Below are 16,934 nucleotides of genomic sequence, written 5' to 3' on the forward strand. Positions count from 1 at the left end.
GCTACTCCGAGCGCTACTAAAGCTACCCCGCCGTATACGAGGCCAGAAAGATTCTCTGTTCCGCTCATAGTTTTTGGCTATCCCTCTTCAACTATTTTTATACTTATTCTATTGTAGGTGCGATATCGTCAATATCGCGTGTATCTGAATGAGGCTGATTGGGATCTTGTGGGCGCCGAGCTAGGAATTCGAGGAGAAGGCGCCGCTGTAGAGCAAACATCTCTTTCTTTTCTTCCTCTTCTACATGGTCATACCCCAGTAGATGCAAAATACCATGCGTGGCGAGTAAAAGAATTTCTTCCATAAGGGCGTGGCCAGATTTGGCGGCCTGCCGCGCAGCTACCTGCGGGCAAATGGCGATATCTCCTAAAATTCCCGCTTGCGGGTTTTGCCCAACCGGAGCTGGGCGCAGTTCATCCATAGGGAAAGAGAGCACATCGGTAGGGCCACTCAATCCCATCCACTCTAGGTGGAGATCTGCCATAGCATCTTCCCCAAGCAGCACAAAATTCAGATCTGCCTGCGGATGCACCCGCATTTCATCTAGTACCCAGCGCGCCAATTCAGATATTTCCGCTAAATTAATGGCTGCATCGTAATCGGATTCATCATTTACATCAATCATAGTTTTCACTCCAGCGGGTATAGGCATCTACAATATCTGCTACTAGGCTATTGCGCACCACATCTTCTGATTTAAGTTCTATAAATTTTATACCGGAAATATCGGCGAGAATACTGCGCATAAGGCGAAGTCCAGACGTGGTACGAGTAGGTAAGTCTATCTGGGTTAAATCCCCTGTGATTACCATTTTGGTTTGGAACCCTAGACGCGTAAGAAACATTTTCATCTGTGCAGGAGTAGTATTCTGTGCTTCGTCTAGAATCACGAAAGCGTCGTTTAGGGTGCGCCCACGCATATAGGCTAGAGGTACGACCTCTATAGTGCCCGCAGCGAGTAATTTCGGAATGCTATCTGGCTCTACCATGTCGTAGAGAGCATCGTAGAGTGGCCGCAAGTAAGGATCGATTTTATCGCTGAGCGTACCGGGAAGAAACCCCAGCGATTCTCCCGCTTCTACCGCGGGGCGGCTGAGCACAATGCGGCGCACTTGCTGGCTCTGTAATGCTTCCACTGCTTTAGCCACCGCCAGATAAGTCTTTCCCGTACCAGCTGGGCCGATGCCGAAAGTAATTGTGGAAGTATCGATAGCATCTACATATTCTTTTTGCCCGAAAGTCTTGGGGCGAATAGTTTTACCGCGCGCAGAAATTATATCAGTACGCAGCAAATCAGCTGGATTAGCTAAACCTCGTTGAGCTAATCTGATTGCACTTTCCACTGCTTCCACATTGAGATACTGGCCGCGTTGTAGCACCGAGATAAACTCATTTAAAAGATTTTTTGCCAATTCCACTGGTAGCGGCGGGCCAGAAATAGTTATTTCTCTTTCCAGGACGTGCAGCTGCGCCGGCGCTAAGCCTTTTTCCAAGGTGCGGAGGTATATATCGTGCGGCCCTAGAAAGCTAATCATATCTATGCTTTCCGGTACCGTAACCTTCTGAATAACTTTGCTCTCTGCTTCCATATTTTCTCTATTACTTTATTCGACTTTTATCCAGAAAAGCGCGCGTCACTGCAATCGCCCACGGCCCGGCAGAAGAACTACGCAGAATATGCTCTCCTAGGAGCACTGCCTGAGCTCCAGCCGCTTGGAAAGCTGCCAATTCTGCAGAAGTGATTCCTCCTTCGGGACCTACTATATACACTAATCTACTTGGAAAATCCGCTTGAGAAGAACTCTGCGCCAGCGCGGAATTAAAAAGACTGGTCAGCACTTGTGCTAAAGAGTGCACCGCTTCTTCATGGCAAACCAATACCCAAGCCCCCGCAGCAATAAAATCCGGAATTTTCTCTGCGAGAGCGGAACTATCTAAAAGTTCATCCACCTGCGGGAAATAGGCGCGCCGTGCTTGTTTAGCTGCTTCATATGCAGTAGCTGCCCATCTACTGCGCCCTTTGGCACTTTTTTGTGCACTCTCCCAGCGCACCACACTTCGTTCCGCAGCCCAAGGAATTACACTATCCACTCCAAATTCAGTGGCGGTTTCTACCGCTTGCTCTGCTCGTCCGCCTTTAGCGAGTGCCTGCACCAAGGTTATCGCCGGCAAAGTCGGAGGATAATCAGTTATTGCTTGTACCTGCCCGGTGAGCGCAGCTTTTTCGGTGCTTTGCACCAGCAGGATTCCCCGTCTCCCTTGGCCATCTACTACGGCGATTTTCTCTCCAGGGCGAATACGGCGCACGGCGACGGCATGATGGGCTTCACTACCGCGAATCGTACAAATATCTTCGCACGCTAAATTAGATATTTCTGCACTATAAAATACCGGTAGTGACATCTTTTCCCTTATTTAACGAAGATATCTTTAAATCGCGTAAAAAGAGAATCTTTTTCGGCACTTAAATCGGATGCTACTTTTTCTTCACCGCGCAGTTTTGCGAGTTTTTTAAGTAGTTCTTTCTGCTCATCTGGCAGATCGGTAGGTGTACGTACCTGCATAAGCACATGTATATCTCCGCGCCCGCGCCGGCGTAGATGCCCAACTCCCAGGCCGGGAAGGGTGATGATTTCTCCAGATTGTGTACCCGGTTTTACTTCTATATTTTGCAGACCGTCAAAAGTGGATATTTGTAACTGGCAGCCTAAGGCAGCGGCAGTCATCGGCACCTCTAAAGTGGCGTGTAGATCATCGCCGCTTCTCTCGAATACTGCATCGCGTTTAACGCTTATTTCCCCATACAAATCTCCGGCCGGACCGCCGTATACTCCAGCATCACCCGCACCGCGCAAACGGATTCGCGTAGCATTTTCCACTCCGGCTGGCACATTAAATACCACTTCTTTTTGCGTCTTTATACGGCCACTACCGGCACATTCTGGGCAAGGAGTGACCACTTTTGTGCCATACCCACCGCAGCCCGGACAAGGACTACTCGACATCATCTGCCCGAAGAGTGAATTAGTGAGTTTTTGAATAGTGCCACTTCCTTGGCAATCCGCGCAAGTAACTAGCTCAGTACCAGGAGCAGTCAAATTACCATGACATTCTGGGCAGAGCCCGGCGATATTTACTTTTACTTTTTTGTCTACCCCGAATACCACTTCTTTCAAAGTGAGCTGCAGACGCACTAAAGAATCATCACCGGGACGGGTGCGAGATATCGGACCACGCCCCGCACTGCCCCCACCAAAAAATGCGGAAAATATATCTTCGAAGCCGCCAAAGGCACTCGCTCCGCCTCCCGCCTGGCCAGTTTTTAGGGCTTCTTCTCCTCCGAGGTCATAAAGATGGCGCTTTTCGGTATTAGAAAGTACTTCATAAGCCACTGTGACTTCTTTAAATTTTTCAGCTCCCTCTGGCCCCGCCACATCGGGATGTAGTTTCCGCGCTAATTTTCTATAAGCTTTTTTTATCTCTTCTGCGGAAGCTTGCCGTGATACTCCTAAAATCTGGTAGTAATCAGCCACTTATAATTTTCCCTTGCCTATTAGATTAAAATATTCTTTCTGTATTCTATGCGCTCTATCTGCAGAAAACAGCCACTAAGCACAGAAGCGGGCGAATTTCACTCACTGCTCAAAATTGAAGTCAGATATTGAGCTACAGCATACACTCCCGCCATTGCGCCCCGGTAATCCATCCGCGTCGGACCAATTATTCCCAACCGCGCAATATCTGCTTCATCGCCTACGCCGTAATTCGTAGAAACTATAGAAGCTTCCGCGAGGGCTTCTTCGGTATTTTCGCTCCCTATTTTTACGTTTATTCCTTGCTCTTGCTGGGTAATAAGGCGCAAAAGTATCACTTGCTCTTCGAGTAAATCTAAAACGGGAGAAATAGAATGAGCAAAATCGTAATCATAACGGCTGAGATTACCCGTGCCGGCTACTACTACTTTTTCTTCTCCCTCACTCTGCAGCATTTTTGCCACCGCCGTGAATACTATTTTTCCCGCAGGGCGAATCAACGGTGGCAGAGCCTCTAAAGTGGTCGGAATTTTCTTACCTAAATGGCGCATTTCCATTCCCACCAAGTGCTCATTAGCTGCTTTTCTAATTAAATCTACAGATTCTTCAGAAAGAATATCTTCTACTTCCACGGTGCGCTGTTCTACGCGGCCCGTATTGGCAATCAACACAATTAAGATGAGCTGCTTACTTAGAGCTACTAGCTCTATATGCCGTAAAAGAGTGCGCTGCAAAGAAGGATACTGCACCACTGCCACTTGTTGAGTTATCTGCGCTAAGAGACGCACCGCGCGATTAACTACGTCATCTAAATCCACTGACTGGGTGAGAATTTGCTCAATAGCTTTGCGTTGCGGCACCGAGAGCGGCTTAATATCAGCAATTGCATCTACAAAAGCGCGATAACCACTATCGGTAGGTATGCGCCCAGCGGAAGTGTGCGGCTGGACGATTAATCCTGCTTCTTCTAGTTGTGCCATATCGTTGCGAATAGTAGCAGGAGAAACGCCGAGATTGTGCCGCCGCGCCACTGCTTTTGAACCGACTGGTTCGCGAGTGGCAATATAGTCTTCAATAATGGCATTAAGCACTAAACGCCGGCGGGCATCCGAATTACGCATTCTCACCCCTTCCTTTCGCCTCTCCCCAAAGCCTATTCCCCAAAGTCTATTCCCTGAAGATTATTCCCCCAAAGCTTCGTCATAGACCTTATTTGCAAAACATATTTGCAAAACGTGCGCAGATTTGCGCACTCTTTGCTCTCGAGTGCTAATTCTACTCTAGTTTTTCTCCGCGCTAATTTCCTGCTCGAAAGAGCTAATTTTTAATCGAGATAAGACTTCGGTAATAGCTGAACTAATTTTCCGGCTCGCTGGGCACACCAATCCAGGAACTCGAGGCTAGAGCGATTAAATTTTTGCGCAGGTAAAAGAAAGCTGATGTAGTTTCGATAGATATGTACATATTCTATATTCACCAATTCGGTAAAAAATTCTCCAGCTACACTAGCGCAAATTGCAGCCGTGAGCTCTCTATCTCCAGTTACATCCCACTGCGCAGCCGGAAAGGAAGCAGTAGAAGTGGGAGCAGAAGCAGCAGTGGGAAAATGAAAAAGAACTTCTGGGAATTGGAACTGCGCACCCGCAGGAGTGATGGGAATTTCATACGAAAAAACTAGATTATGTGGATTAGCGGGAGTGCGCACAAAAATCGACCGCCAGGAGCTAGAACGAAAATTTTTGATTCCGTCGTAGCCAGCCGCATTTTCTAGCACCGGCCAGTGCCTTAGTTTGGTGGCTTCCGGAAGTAAAAACTGCTGCGCATTTTCAATATATTCACGGTAATTCCAGCGGCGGGAACGAACTAAGCCCGCTATTTTGGTACGCTCATCCCAAGCACCGCGCGGATTTTTCGTAAAAAATCCGGAGAGGGCCCAGAGGGCAATTCCCCCAATAAGCACGATTAGTACTAATTTAACGTAAGTATCTCCCATGTCGTTTCGCTTTCTGGCGGTGTTACTACCGTATTACCATAGCGCGCGAATGACCGTATCGGCTAGTAATCTCCCGCGGAGCGTCAATTGTAAACGACCCTCTGCCCAAGCTGTTGCCTCTATTAAGCCATCTTCCAATAATTGGCGCGCGATAGCTGGAGAAGGCGAAAAAGAAAGCGGTATACCCGCGCGACAGCGAATTCCCAACATTATTTCTTCTTCTCTTATCTCTGCTGCACCTAGATGCTCTTGCCCAGCTATAGGTAGTTGTGGATCAGGAGAGACGAGCTGCTGCGCATAGGCAAGCGGATGAGCAGTATTCCAAAAGCGGGTGTCGTTGATGCAGGAATGAGCACCCGGGCCATATCCCCAATAGTTATCGCGCTGCCAGTAGTGCAAATTGTGTTGGCAAGCTGCGCCCGGGCGCGCCCAATTAGAGATTTCATACCACTGATAGCCGTGAGAAGTAAGGATTTCTTCGGCGTGCTGATATTTATCAGCCAGAATATCCGGGTCGGGAGCAGGGATTTCTTTGCGCTCCAACGCTCGCCCCATTTTGGTATTTTTTTCAACGGTGAGAGCGTAGGCGGAGATATGCTCTGGCCCTAGCGCAATAGCTTCGTGGAGGGAAAAATCCCAATCCGCCATGCTCTCCCCCGGAGTGCCGTAAATGAGGTCTAAGGAATAGCGCATCCCTAATTTTTCTGCCCAGTGACAGACCCGAGCAGTCTGCCCGGGAGTGTGCATTCGATCTAAAGTCTTTAATACGGATTTCACCGCAGATTGCATTCCAAAAGATATCCGGTTTATACCGCTCTCTTGGAGTTGGTAAAGTTTTTCATAAGTGAGCGTCTCCGGATTTGCTTCGGTAGTGATTTCCGCGGTGGCAGAAATTCCGTATACGCTGCGCAGTTTCTCTAAAATTTGCTTTAGCGCAGCTGCCGGAAGCAAAGTGGGGGTTCCTCCTCCAAAAAATACACTGCGTAATTCGCCGGCGGGAGCGCCCGCGTTCAGAATTTTTGCGGAGAGCTCTATTTCGCGGCAGAGCGTAGCGGAAAACTCCGCAGCTCCCGCACCCGCCGGAAAATGCAAATTTGTATAGGTATTAAAATCGCAGTATCCGCAGCGGCGAGCGCAGAAAGGAATATGGATATACGCCGAAAATCCATTTCGCACATCGGGGTTAGGCAATTCCAGCGCAGTTGAAACCGGCGAAGAAAAAATTTGCTGTATCAAGGCTATTTTCGTTTCTAGTTTTCTGCGGCAGTTTTTCCCGCGCGGGTGGGGGCCGGAGTACGCGATGGCGGGCGCTCTCCACCCCTATCAGCTTTCACTTCCTGCCCATTTTTCGCAGCGGCAACCCACGGATCTTCCGGTACCGGCACTCCCGCCAGTGCCACCTGATTGCGAACCACATATAAATCGTGCACGCGGCGCTTGGCCGCTTGCCCGCGCGATTCAAAACGCGTAAGCACCCGGCCGCTGTAACGGGGAGCAAATCCCCCAGTATAAATCCCTTCGTCGTGCGCATCTGGATTTTGCGCCAAGTACGGGTTGTCAAACCAAGGAGATTCTTGCAGTACATCGCGCATCTGCCAAGCGTAGTTATCCCAATCAGTGGCGAGACGCCAGCAGCCGCCGGGCTCTAATACTCCAGCTACGATGTGTGCAAACTGCGGTGATACTAGGCGGCGTTTCCGATGTTTTTTCTTGCGCCAAGGATCGGGGAAAAAAGTCCAGATTTCGCGCGCGCGATAATCTGAATCAGAAGGAAAAAGGATAGGAAGACTTTGCGCAGCATCTAATTGCGCTATGCGCACATTTTCTACCCCCGCTGCGACGGTGGCAGCAAGGCAACGAGCTGCTCCGGGCTGCCAGGCCTCCAGGGCGAGAAAATTTATTTGCGGATGCGCTTGTGCGGCATGGATAAGTTGTTCTCCAGATCCGGGCCCGATTTCGATTATGAGGGGTTGCCGATTCGGGAAGGCGGCCGCTAGATCGATGCGCGCATCTTCGCTAATAGTGGAGATTCCCGTTCCGGAAGGAAAATCGAGGAAGTAGTGCGGCCCAAATTCTGCTTGCAGGGTTTTATATTTTTCACCCAAGCGTTTTCCCCGCGCAGAAAAGGAGCGAATTCGCCCATATTGCGGATTAGGGAGCTCCGAGTGGGAATTCTCTTTCATGTTATTTTTTCTTACCCGTCGGCATTTCGGAACTGAGCGCGGCGATGAATGCTTCTTGGGGCACTTCTACTCTGCCGACTGCTTTCATCCGTTTTTTACCTTCTTTTTGCTTTTCTAGCAATTTACGCTTTCGAGAGACGTCGCCCCCATAGCATTTTGCCAATACGTCTTTGCGGAGCGCTTTAATAGTAGAACGCGCAATTATGCGAGATCCTACTGCTGCCTGTACCGGAATTTCAAAATTCTGCCGCGGGATTAATTGGCGCAATTTTTCCGTCATTTCCACCCCGTAGCTATAGGCTTTATCGCGGTGCACGATTGCCGAAAAAGCATCTACTACTTCGTGGTTGAGTAAGATATTTACTTTCACTAAATCGGCGCTTTGTTCTCCTTTTTGGTGGTAATCTAGCGAGGCATAGCCTTTGGTGCGAGATTTTAGTTGATCGAAAAAATCGGTGACTATTTCCGCCAACGGTAAAAAATAATGCAGTTCTACTCTTTCGGGAGAAAGGTAACTCATATTCTGCATTTCTCCTCGGCGCTGCTGGCAAAGTTCCATAATTGCACCCACGTATTCACTCGGAGTGAGAATGGTAGCTTCTACTAGCGGTTCCACTATTTCTTGTACTTTCCCTTCCGGAAATTCTGAAGGGTTTGATACCGCTATTTTTTCTCCATTTTCGGTAATTACTTGGTAAGTGACGGAAGGCGCAGTAGCTATCAAATCGAGATCGAATTCTCGCTCGAGTCTTTCAGTAATAATCTCGAGGTGAAGTAGACCTAAAAATCCACAACGGTAGCCGAATCCTAAAGCTACTGAATTTTCCGGTTCGTAGGTGAGAGAAGCATCGTTGAGCCGCAGTTTATCTAGAGCATCGCGTAGAGCTGGATAATCCGAGCCATCTATCGGATATAAACCAGAAAACACCATGGGCTGCGGATTGGCATATCCGGAAAGCGGAGTACGCGCCGGGTTGCGCAAAGTAGTTACCGTATCGCCTACCCGGGACTGCGATACATCTTTCGCCCCTGTAATCAAATACCCTACTTCTCCGGCACTCAAACCCGTAGAGCTGAGCGGTTCCGGAGAAATAACTCCAATTTCTTGGAGCTCATGCGTTTCTCCGGTGGAAAGCATCCGCACTTGTTCACGTGGGCGCAGCTGCCCGTCTACGACCCGTACATAAGTGACTACTCCCCGGTAGGTATCGTAGACCGAATCAAAAATAAGTGCGCGCGTGGGGGCATCTTTTTTCCCTTGCGGAGCAGGTACTTCTTTCACTATCCGGTTGAGAAGTTCTTCTACGCCCACTCCGGTCTTACCAGATACTTTTATACAATCTTCTGGTTCGCAGCCAATCAGAGCACTCAACTCTTCCGCGTATTTATCGGGCTCTGCAGCTGGTAAATCTATTTTATTTAAGACGGGTATGATAGTTAAATCATTTTCGAGAGCTTGATAGAGATTGGCCAGGGTTTGCGCTTCAATGCCTTGTGCCGAATCCACCAGTAGAATTGCCCCTTCGCAGGCGGCTAAAGAGCGAGATACTTCGTAAGCAAAATCGACATGCCCGGGGGTGTCTATCATATTCAGCACATAAGGCGTGCCATCTACCGTCCAAGGAATCCGTACCGCTTGCGATTTAATAGTGATTCCGCGTTCGCGCTCAATATCCATTCTGTCGAGGTATTGGGCACGCATATCACGTTCCGCTATTACTCCCGTCAATTGCAACATACGATCCGCTAAAGTGGATTTACCGTGGTCGATATGCGCAATTATGCAAAAATTGCGAATTTGTGCAGCCGGCGTGGAGGCCGGTTGAATTTCTTTCAGCTCTGCCGGAGTGGAAATGGGCACTAACGTATCTCCTTATTCACTACTAATAGCTCTAAGGCTACCAGCGCCGGAAACTAAAGCCGATTTTTCGGGAGGAATAGCTTTGTGAAATTCTGCGCGGGCAGCTTTTCTCTATAGAATTATAAAAAAGGGCGGAGGGATTTATATGGAAGCTTTGAGCGCGGCACAGCAGAAAATGCGCACTGCCGGAGTTAGCGAATGCGGAATAAACGTCTTTAGCTCTTATTTTGCAGATTTACAGCACGGAGCTACTGGGTTAATTCCCGAGTCCACTATCGACCCGATGCCTCCGGCGCCCCGGCTAGCAGAGAAAAATTTTAGCCCCGCCGTGCAGGCAGAGGCACTGGGAAAGACGGCTTTTTTAAAGCTAAACGGCGGTTTAGGCACCTCTATGGGGATGGATAAAGCTAAATCTCTTATTCCAGTGCGCACGGGAGAAAGTTTTTTGCGTTTGATCTGCCGGCAAATACGCAGCGCGCGCGAACAGAGCGGAAAATTGCTCCCTATAATTTTTATGGATTCTTTCCGCACGCAGCGCGATACGCTCGCGGCCCTAGATAAAAATATGGAGATACCGGGAATTCCCCTCAGTTTTCTGCAAGGGCGGGAACCGAAGCTGCGGCGCGATAATCTATATCCAGTAATCTGGGAGGAAAATCCAGAACTAGAGTGGTGCCCGCCCGGGCACGGCGATATCTACACTGCCCTTAGTAATAATTCTTTGTTAGAAGATTTGCTCAGCCGCGGTTTCCGCTATCTTATGACTTCTAATGCCGATAACTTAGGGGCTTATCCTTCTGGAGAAATTGCCGCTTGGTTTGCCGAAAGTGGAGTTTCTTATGCAGCCGAGGTCTGCCGGCGTACTCCCTCTGATCGCAAAGGCGGACATTTAGCACTGCGGCGGAGCGATAAGCAGCTTATATTGCGCGATACCGGGCAAACTCCTCCAGCTGATATGCAGTATTTTACGGACGAAAAGCGGCATCCCTATTTTCATACGAATAATCTGTGGTTTAATATCGAGGCTTTACGGGACTTATTGCAGAAAACAGCCGGGCTTTTGCGTCTCCCCTTAATTCGTAACCAGAAAACGGTAGATCCGTGCAATAAAGATTCGGTGCCGGTGTATCAGTTGGAATGTGCGATGGGAGCTATAGTCGAAAAATTTGCAGATGCGAAGGCTCTTATTGTGGAACGAGAGCGGTTTTTACCGGTAAAGACTACGAATGATTTATTTGTATTGCGTTCTGATGCCTATAAATTTACGGAAGAAGGGCGAGTACTTTTGCAGATTCCAACTGCCCCTATTGCCGATTTAGATCCTCAGTATTTTTGTTTTATACACGATTTTACTGAGCGTACCCGCCATTTACCTTCTCTGCGGGAGGTAGAGAAAATAACGGTAAAGGGCGATTATACTTTCACCGGAATGGAAAAATTGCGGGGGCGGGTAGAAATTGGGAACGCATAGTTGCGGCTTTCTTTACTGAGAGCGATAATTTCTTTATCCGAAATCGATGATTTTTACCACCCTTGGAGCTTTTCTTTGGCTCTGGCGGTAAATACTGCTAAAGTACCTAGTGGACTTGGCACCTGGTCGGGTGAAAGGTCCGGCTCTTTTCTTTTAACCACGGGTGTCCCCACGCCTGGCAGTCCAGAGAGAGCAAGCCCTCACCGACCATATCCATTCGCAATAGCGAAAGAATTGAAAGAGTTAAATAGTGGCAAATATTAAGTCGCAAAAAAAGCGGATTAAGACTAATGAGAAGCGCCGGCTGCGCAATAAGAGCTATAAATCTGAGTTGAAGACCTTAGTGCGGAAGACTCGGGAAGCGATTGCAGCTAAAGATCCGGAAACGGCAGAGGCAGCTCTGCGTCTTGCTGGCCGGAAACTAGATAAGGCTGTTTCCAAGGGAGTAATCCATAAGAATCAGGCTGCGAACCGGAAGTCTAAGCTGGCTAAGCAGGTTGATGCGCTTACGAAAGACGCTTAAGCCCTAGCTTAAGTAGTTATCTAATCTCGAAAATGCTCGGAAAATAAAATTTCCGAGCATTTTTCTATATCTGCCTATTTTTATACATGTACCTGTTCGTAACTACCGGGCACAGCCATTGTAACTACTGGGCGTAGCCATCGGGATTTTTTTGTTGCCAATTCCAGGAATCCCGGCACATCTGCGCTAGGTTACGGCGCGCTCTCCAAGCTAGTAAGTTCTCGGCGCGGCTCGCATCGGCAAATACCGATGCGACGTCGCCCGGGCGGCGCGGATCTATAACATAAGGTATTTTTACCCCGCTCGCCTTTTCAAATTCTTTCACTAGTTCGAGCACCGAGTATCCGCGGGAAGTGCCTAAATTGATTTCTATCACTCCTGGGTGAGTGAATGCGTAGTCAAGCGCTTGCACATGCCCTTCCCCCAGGTCGAGGACGTGGATATAGTCGCGCACGCCGGTGCCGTCTGGAGTGGGATAATCTTGGCCAAATATGTGCAGCTTTGGCAATTTCCCAACGGCTACTTGCGTAATATAGGGCATTATATTATTGGGAATTCCGCAGGGGTTTTCTCCGATTAGCCCGCTGGGATGCGCGCCGATTGGGTTGAAATAGCGCAGTAGTACAGCCGAAAAATTCTTATCGCTACCGCAATAATCAGTGAGGATTTGCTCATTCATTACTTTTGACCAGCCATAGGGATTAGTGGCAGAAGTGGGCATTCCTTCGCGAAGCGGCGATTTATTATTCATTCCGTATACGGTGGCGGAAGAGCTAAAAATCATTACTCGGCAATTATGCCGGCGCATAGCCTGCAAAAGTGAAAGCGTAGAATTCAAATTTATATCGTAGTACTCCAGTGGTTTTTCTACCGATTCCCCCACCGCTTTCAAGCCGGCAAAATTAATTACTCCCGCTATGGAATTTTCAGCAAATATCTGCTCTACTGCTGGCCTATCACAGACGTCTACTTCGTAAAGCGGGATTTTAGTTCCGATAATAGCTTCGGTGCGCCGGAGAGCTTCCGGATGAGAATTGGTGAAATTATCAGCGCATATAGCCCGATATCCTGCCGCATAGAGACTAATCAGCGTATGGGTGCCGATGTATCCAGCTCCGCCGGCCACTAGAATAGTTTTCTGTTCCATTTTTCTCCGCTGCAGTTATTGTAGATATTTTTAGTTTACGCTATCTCTAGGCGAGCAATTAGAAGCTAGCTGTGCAGCTCCAAACATAGATTTCACTTCGCGTTGGCGCGAGCTCTCCCAATAGCTAAAATAGCTCTTTCCAGCGCATAGCCTGGATCTCGAGATTGACCTTTCACATCTGCATCTGCCTGCGCTATTTCTTGAATCGCCTTAGCTAGAGCGGCTTCTTTCCAGTAGCGTTGGCTATTTTGTGCTTGGCGAATTTGCCAGCTAGCGAGATTGATTTTTACTCCGATATGGGAGTTTTGCATTCCGATTACTTGCGCCATTTGCCGAAATTTGACGGCTAGGGCCGCCACTATCTGCCCCGGAGCAGTTCCGGTGGCGAGCGCGTGCCTGCTAAGGCGAATTGCTTCTTCTATATTTCCGTTTACTACTTGATCAGCTACGTTGAAACCACTCGCTTCGATGCGCCCCGAAAAATAGGTGTGGACGTTGGCTGCCGTTATTTTTCCAGATACATCGGCCAGAAGTTGATCTGTGGCAGCTAGTAGTTCGCGCAAATCAGAACCGAGTGCATCGACCAGAGCAGCTGCTGCGTCATTTGTGATTATCCGCTTTCTAGCTGTACCTTCAGCTATTACCGCTTTTACTTTATCTTTCGGATATTTTACTTTTTTTATTTCTACGATCGGGAAACCTTGAGCAGCAGCTTGGGTAAATATCTTTTTCCCGTTGACGTTCAATTTTTTCCCCGTCGAATTGTGGCGCAAAATAAGGAAACAATCCGGCGGTATCGCTTCTAAATATGCAGCTATTTCTGCTCCCGCCAATTTACTGGCTTTTTCCAAATCTGGAACTATAGCTAGGCGCGGTTCGCTAAATAAACTGGGGCTAAAAACCTGCGCAAGTAATTGCGGTGTATAGTTCTGGGAAGTTACTACGTTAATATCTAGCTCGGGAAAACTTTGGCGGAGTTTTTCTTTCCACGTATCTATTGCTCGGTCTGCATATACGGGTTCTTCGGAATTAATGAGCATGACCGGCGCTATTTCTATATCTTCCCAAACAGCCATAGTCATATTATTCCACGCGCAGCAGCTTTCCGCCGAGTAGAAGCCAGAATGAAAAATACTAGCAGTATATGCAGAAAAAGATTTTTTCCTACCGCCAGCGAGCCCGCCGGCAATTGGCAAGCAAATTCTGCCACTTTTACAATCCAGCTAGCACAGAAACTACAAATTTTTAATAGGGGCAATACCGGAAATCCGGGCAAGGAGCTGCCTAGCACCGCCGCTAATCCACATATTGTAAAAGGCGCTACCACCGGGGCAGCGGCTAGATTCGCTGCCACTGTCCAGAGCGAGAGGCTATCTTGAATTTCTGACACTAGCGGCATCGTCGCCACTCCCGCAGCCAGCGGATAAGCAAGCAGCCGCGCGATGGCGGCCGGATACAATTTAGCTAGATTTTTTTGTAGATAATTTCCCAGCGTGAGGATACTCAGAGTAGCTAGCGCAGACATCTGAAACCCTAATTCTCTCGCTATCTCTGGGAAAAATAAGGAAGTGAGCATAATCGAGAGAGCCAAAAAAGGTAAAGAATTTCCGCGCCTTTCTAGCGCGAGCGCAACTAATACCCAGATTCCCATCAAAGCTGCACGCACCACCGAAGGCGATAAACCAACTAGTGCCAGTAGCTGCAGCAGTATCAAGGTGCCAGCTCCGGCGGTGAGAAGCGGTTTGCTTTTTCCCAATAAGAGAATCACTCCTCCGAGCAACAGAGAAATGTGGGCACCCGATACCGCGGTGAGGTGCGCTAAACCGGCTTTTTTCAAGGCTCTTTGCGGTTGTATCTCGAGCTGAGAATCATCTCCCAGCACTACCCCAGATATGAGCGCCGGATAAAAAAGAGAATTTTTTTGCAGTTCTTTTTGGAAATCACTTCGCAGCGTAGCACTGGTCTTGCGAAAAAATTGCAGATGCGGGGCCCGGTGCATCTGCTCTGCTTCGAGAGTATAGCTGCAGTATCTATCAGCAGTTTTCCGAATTTTCCCTTCGATAAGGAGTTCCTCTCCATTCCGGAGCAGAAAAACTGATTCCGCCCCCGCTGCCGAAAATTTCGATTCGGTGGCTACATTATTCGGCATATTTTTTAGGCATACTTCGCTGCGATATCTTTGCTTTAGACCCCCTCCGGAAATGTTTTCTAAGCGTGCGCGAGTCCCGAAAGGAATTTTCGGCATTTTTTCTCCCGAATTCTCCCCCATATTTCTCCCCACCCGCGTAATAAGCACTTTTCCAGTGATAGAGAATTGCTTTTGCGCGCTCGCTTCTAAGAGCGAATTAGCTTCTTGCCAGCTACGTAAACTATTAGCTCCACAAGCACAGCTAGCAGCCAGAAGACAAATAACTATCTGCCTCACTATTCCCTGGCTTTTTTCGGAAAAATATGGAGCAAAAGAAACTGGCGAAAACGGCGCAACAGCAGGTACAGAAGATGGCGCAGCAACAGGTGAGGCCGCTGCTGAAAAAAGAGGATGGGGCGGCGGAAAAATTTTTCTCATTAAAATGCCGAGCAACACTCCGATAGCGAAAAAATAAAAAGTACCTTGCAAAAATATAGGGGCTGAGAAATAAGGCTTGCTGGCAGTGATAAACCAGATAGTACAAGCTGCTGGGAGGAGCCGGTAATCGTGCATCGCGGTTCCTAGAGCGTGAGGTACGGCTTTATTTTTTCGAGATTTTTCTGCCCGATTCCGGGGATATTTAGCAAATCTTCTACTTTTCGAAATGGCCCTTTTTCCGTGCGCCAATTTACGATATTTTGCGCAGTGACGGGCCCGATTCCCGGTATTTTTTGCAGAGCTTCTTTATCAGCTTGATTGAGATTAATCGGAGCAGCTGCTCCGTCTACGGTGTTTTGCTCTGCGCCCCCTCCACTAGGAGCTTCTCCTTGAGCGGGAAAATGTAAATGCTCGCCATCGTGGACGGGAGCCGCCAAATTAACAGCTATTTTATCAGCTGTTTCACTGAATCCACCGGCGGCTTCTAAAGCATCTTGCACCCGCACTTCTCCCCGTAGGCTCACTACGCCGGGAGTTTTCACTGCCCCGGTTACATAGATAAGCGCTTCTTTCCCCATCTCGGCAGAATCATTTTTAGCCATTTCATCAGCCGCAGCGGGCGGCGAAGCCGGCGGAGCGGAATGAGCAGTAGAATCCGAATGACTCAGTTGGGTAAAAACTGATATTCCTAATCCGCCCATCAGAAGCGCTAAAAGAATTATTAGACTGCGCACGGCGCGCTGGGAAAGGCGAAAACGCGGGCGCTGCAGCTGCTCCGTGAGCACTCCCATATCGTTGCCCAGCGCATTTTCGAAAGCCAGATTGCGCAACTCTTCTCCGGTGCTAGCGTTACCTAGTTTTCTTCCGGAATCAGAGATTTCGGCATGCCGCGGCATACGGCGGCGTAAATTAGCTCGATCAGTCAGTTTTTCTAGACGCGGTGGTGGTTGATACATACCTCTATTTTCAAAAAAATTTTCCGCGCCGCAGGCTGCTATTTTTCTTTGGGGATATTGAAGCTATTTCTAGCTTTGTGGACAACTATCAGCTATCTGCCTTAGACCTATTTAAGCTTCCAACTATCATCCAGCTGTCACCCAGTCATAACACAGCTATCATCCAGCTATCACCCAGATATCATCTAACTACTAGTTAGCAATTAGGCTGCTACTGATTGCTATTCTTCCGGTAGGTGAGCGTCGCATATAGCCGGCGAATATCCCCGCTCTCGAGACGCAAGCTGGCGCGGGCATCTGCTCGATTAAAAGCATCGGGGAGATGCGAGAGCGGCTCTAGAGCCAGCGAATTGCGGCTGTCGCGATTGAGATTATCTGCGGTAAAAATATGGATTACTGGCGCATCGGCTGGTTCTTGGGTGAGTTCCAAGGTAGCTCCGGAAGCTAAGTCGCGCACCCGCGTAGTTACTACCCCGTCTTCATCTGGGATCAAGCCGCGGAAAGATACATCCAACTTTTGATTGCCCAAATAATCAATGTGTAAGGGTGCTTTAATTCCCGCATAGGCAGCCTCCCCAGCTAAAGGAATTAACTGCGAATCAGCTAAAATTTTTGTACGCGCCGGAATTTCTAAACTGTAGTTCGAGATACCACTACTTCCCGGAAAACGCACATAGGGGTGCCAGCCTAAAGCCAAAGGC

16 protein-coding genes and 1 pseudogene are annotated in these 16,934 nt (G+C 48.6%); 3 read left to right on the plus strand and 14 right to left on the minus strand.

Annotation, left to right across the window (positions count from 1 at the left end):
* Positions 1 to 103: 103 nt before the first annotated feature.
* The 9 genes from ybeY to lepA all read right to left on the minus strand — a co-directional run bounded on the left by ybeY (position 104) and on the right by lepA (position 9,570).
* Positions 104 to 625, minus strand: coding sequence for an rRNA maturation RNase YbeY (ybeY, locus tag Q0X35_RS02840; protein WP_297565154.1), 522 nt, complete (start codon positions 623 to 625; stop codon positions 104 to 106).
* Complete coding sequence (locus Q0X35_RS02845) at positions 618 to 1,589, minus strand: PhoH family protein (protein WP_297565157.1); 972 nt, start codon at positions 1,587 to 1,589, stop codon at positions 618 to 620. The genes ybeY and Q0X35_RS02845 overlap by 8 nt, the downstream gene beginning before the upstream one ends.
* Before the next feature lie 10 nt (positions 1,590 to 1,599).
* Positions 1,600 to 2,403, minus strand: a complete 804-nt coding sequence (locus tag Q0X35_RS02850) for a 16S rRNA (uracil(1498)-N(3))-methyltransferase (RefSeq protein WP_297565159.1) — start codon at positions 2,401 to 2,403, stop codon at positions 1,600 to 1,602.
* An 8-nt stretch (positions 2,404 to 2,411) separates the two neighbouring features.
* A complete protein-coding gene (dnaJ, locus tag Q0X35_RS02855) occupies positions 2,412 to 3,533 on the minus strand; it encodes a molecular chaperone DnaJ (protein ID WP_297565162.1) in 1,122 nt (373 codons plus the stop codon).
* A 98-nt stretch (positions 3,534 to 3,631) separates the two neighbouring features.
* Positions 3,632 to 4,654 (minus strand): heat-inducible transcriptional repressor HrcA, encoded by a 1,023-nt coding sequence (gene hrcA / locus Q0X35_RS02860; RefSeq protein WP_297565164.1) that lies wholly within the window; start codon positions 4,652 to 4,654, stop codon positions 3,632 to 3,634.
* Between the two features lie 203 nt (positions 4,655 to 4,857).
* The gene (locus Q0X35_RS02865; RefSeq protein WP_297565166.1) at positions 4,858 to 5,526 is read right to left on the minus strand and encodes a hypothetical protein; all 669 of its coding nucleotides are present in this window, start codon (positions 5,524 to 5,526) and stop codon (positions 4,858 to 4,860) included.
* Positions 5,527 to 5,559: 33 nt separating this feature from the next.
* Positions 5,560 to 6,762, minus strand: coding sequence for a radical SAM family heme chaperone HemW (hemW, locus tag Q0X35_RS02870; protein ID WP_297565169.1), 1,203 nt, complete (start codon positions 6,760 to 6,762; stop codon positions 5,560 to 5,562).
* Positions 6,763 to 6,776: 14 nt separating this feature from the next.
* Positions 6,777 to 7,709: a tRNA (guanosine(46)-N7)-methyltransferase TrmB gene (gene trmB, locus Q0X35_RS02875; protein ID WP_297565174.1), complete on the minus strand. Its 933-nt coding sequence runs from the start codon at positions 7,707 to 7,709 to the stop codon at positions 6,777 to 6,779.
* A 1-nt stretch (position 7,710) separates the two neighbouring features.
* On the minus strand, positions 7,711 to 9,570 hold the full coding sequence (gene lepA, locus Q0X35_RS02880; protein ID WP_297565175.1) for a translation elongation factor 4: 1,860 nt from the start codon (positions 9,568 to 9,570) through the stop codon (positions 7,711 to 7,713).
* A gap of 145 nt (positions 9,571 to 9,715) precedes the next feature.
* Between lepA and Q0X35_RS02885 the strand changes: the two genes are divergently transcribed.
* Positions 9,716 to 11,041: a UTP--glucose-1-phosphate uridylyltransferase gene (locus tag Q0X35_RS02885; protein ID WP_297565178.1), complete on the plus strand. Its 1,326-nt coding sequence runs from the start codon at positions 9,716 to 9,718 to the stop codon at positions 11,039 to 11,041.
* 250 nt (positions 11,042 to 11,291) lie between these two features.
* Positions 11,292 to 11,564, plus strand: coding sequence for a 30S ribosomal protein S20 (gene rpsT, locus Q0X35_RS02890; protein ID WP_297565180.1), 273 nt, complete (start codon positions 11,292 to 11,294; stop codon positions 11,562 to 11,564).
* 124 nt (positions 11,565 to 11,688) lie between these two features.
* Here rpsT and galE read toward each other — a convergent pair whose 3' ends face one another.
* From galE to Q0X35_RS02905, 3 genes are all read right to left on the minus strand, one after another.
* On the minus strand, positions 11,689 to 12,711 hold the full coding sequence (galE, locus tag Q0X35_RS02895) for a UDP-glucose 4-epimerase GalE (RefSeq protein ID WP_297565182.1): 1,023 nt from the start codon (positions 12,709 to 12,711) through the stop codon (positions 11,689 to 11,691).
* Positions 12,712 to 12,803: 92 nt separating this feature from the next.
* Positions 12,804 to 13,787 carry a DNA polymerase III subunit delta gene (gene holA, locus Q0X35_RS02900; RefSeq protein ID WP_297565184.1) on the minus strand — a complete coding sequence of 328 codons (984 nt, stop codon included), beginning with the start codon at positions 13,785 to 13,787 and terminating at the stop codon, positions 12,804 to 12,806.
* A gap of 2 nt (positions 13,788 to 13,789) precedes the next feature.
* On the minus strand, positions 13,790 to 14,860 hold the full coding sequence (locus Q0X35_RS02905; RefSeq protein WP_297565186.1) for a ComEC/Rec2 family competence protein: 1,071 nt from the start codon (positions 14,858 to 14,860) through the stop codon (positions 13,790 to 13,792).
* Positions 14,861 to 15,014: 154 nt separating this feature from the next.
* Here Q0X35_RS02905 and Q0X35_RS02910 point away from each other — a divergent pair, with 154 nt between their 5' ends.
* Entirely contained in the window at positions 15,015 to 15,314 is a 300-nt protein-coding gene (locus tag Q0X35_RS02910; RefSeq protein ID WP_297565189.1) for a hypothetical protein, read from the plus strand.
* 106 nt (positions 15,315 to 15,420) lie between these two features.
* Here Q0X35_RS02910 and Q0X35_RS02915 read toward each other — a convergent pair whose 3' ends face one another.
* Positions 15,421 to 16,233 (minus strand): helix-hairpin-helix domain-containing protein, encoded by an 813-nt coding sequence (locus Q0X35_RS02915; RefSeq protein ID WP_297565190.1) that lies wholly within the window; start codon positions 16,231 to 16,233, stop codon positions 15,421 to 15,423.
* A 211-nt stretch (positions 16,234 to 16,444) separates the two neighbouring features.
* A pseudogene (locus Q0X35_RS02920) lies at positions 16,445 to 16,934 on the minus strand (aldose 1-epimerase); the annotation flags it as partial.

The sequence above is a fragment of the uncultured Arcanobacterium sp. genome (assembly GCF_947253055.1).
GTDB lineage: Bacteria > Actinomycetota > Actinomycetes > Actinomycetales > Actinomycetaceae > Arcanobacterium_A.

Bases quoted from the DNA above. Each gene is read 5' to 3' on its own strand.
- ybeY (WP_297565154.1), bottom strand. From the start codon at position 625: ATGATTGATGTAAATGATGAATCCGATTACGATGCAGCCATTAATTTA.
- Q0X35_RS02845 (WP_297565157.1), bottom strand. From the start codon at position 1,589: ATGGAAGCAGAGAGCAAAGTTATTCAGAAGGTTACGGTACCGGAAAGC.
- Q0X35_RS02850 (WP_297565159.1), bottom strand. From the start codon at position 2,403: ATGTCACTACCGGTATTTTATAGTGCAGAAATATCTAATTTAGCGTGC.
- hrcA (WP_297565164.1), bottom strand. From the start codon at position 4,654: ATGCGTAATTCGGATGCCCGCCGGCGTTTAGTGCTTAATGCCATTATT.
- Q0X35_RS02865 (WP_297565166.1), bottom strand. From the start codon at position 5,526: ATGGGAGATACTTACGTTAAATTAGTACTAATCGTGCTTATTGGGGGA.
- trmB (WP_297565174.1), bottom strand. From the start codon at position 7,709: ATGAAAGAGAATTCCCACTCGGAGCTCCCTAATCCGCAATATGGGCGA.
- Q0X35_RS02885 (WP_297565178.1), top strand. From the start codon at position 9,716: ATGGAAGCTTTGAGCGCGGCACAGCAGAAAATGCGCACTGCCGGAGTT.
- galE (WP_297565182.1), bottom strand. From the start codon at position 12,711: ATGGAACAGAAAACTATTCTAGTGGCCGGCGGAGCTGGATACATCGGC.
- holA (WP_297565184.1), bottom strand. From the start codon at position 13,787: ATGGCTGTTTGGGAAGATATAGAAATAGCGCCGGTCATGCTCATTAAT.
- Q0X35_RS02905 (WP_297565186.1), bottom strand. From the start codon at position 14,860: ATGCCGAATAATGTAGCCACCGAATCGAAATTTTCGGCAGCGGGGGCG.
- Q0X35_RS02915 (WP_297565190.1), bottom strand. From the start codon at position 16,233: ATGTATCAACCACCACCGCGTCTAGAAAAACTGACTGATCGAGCTAAT.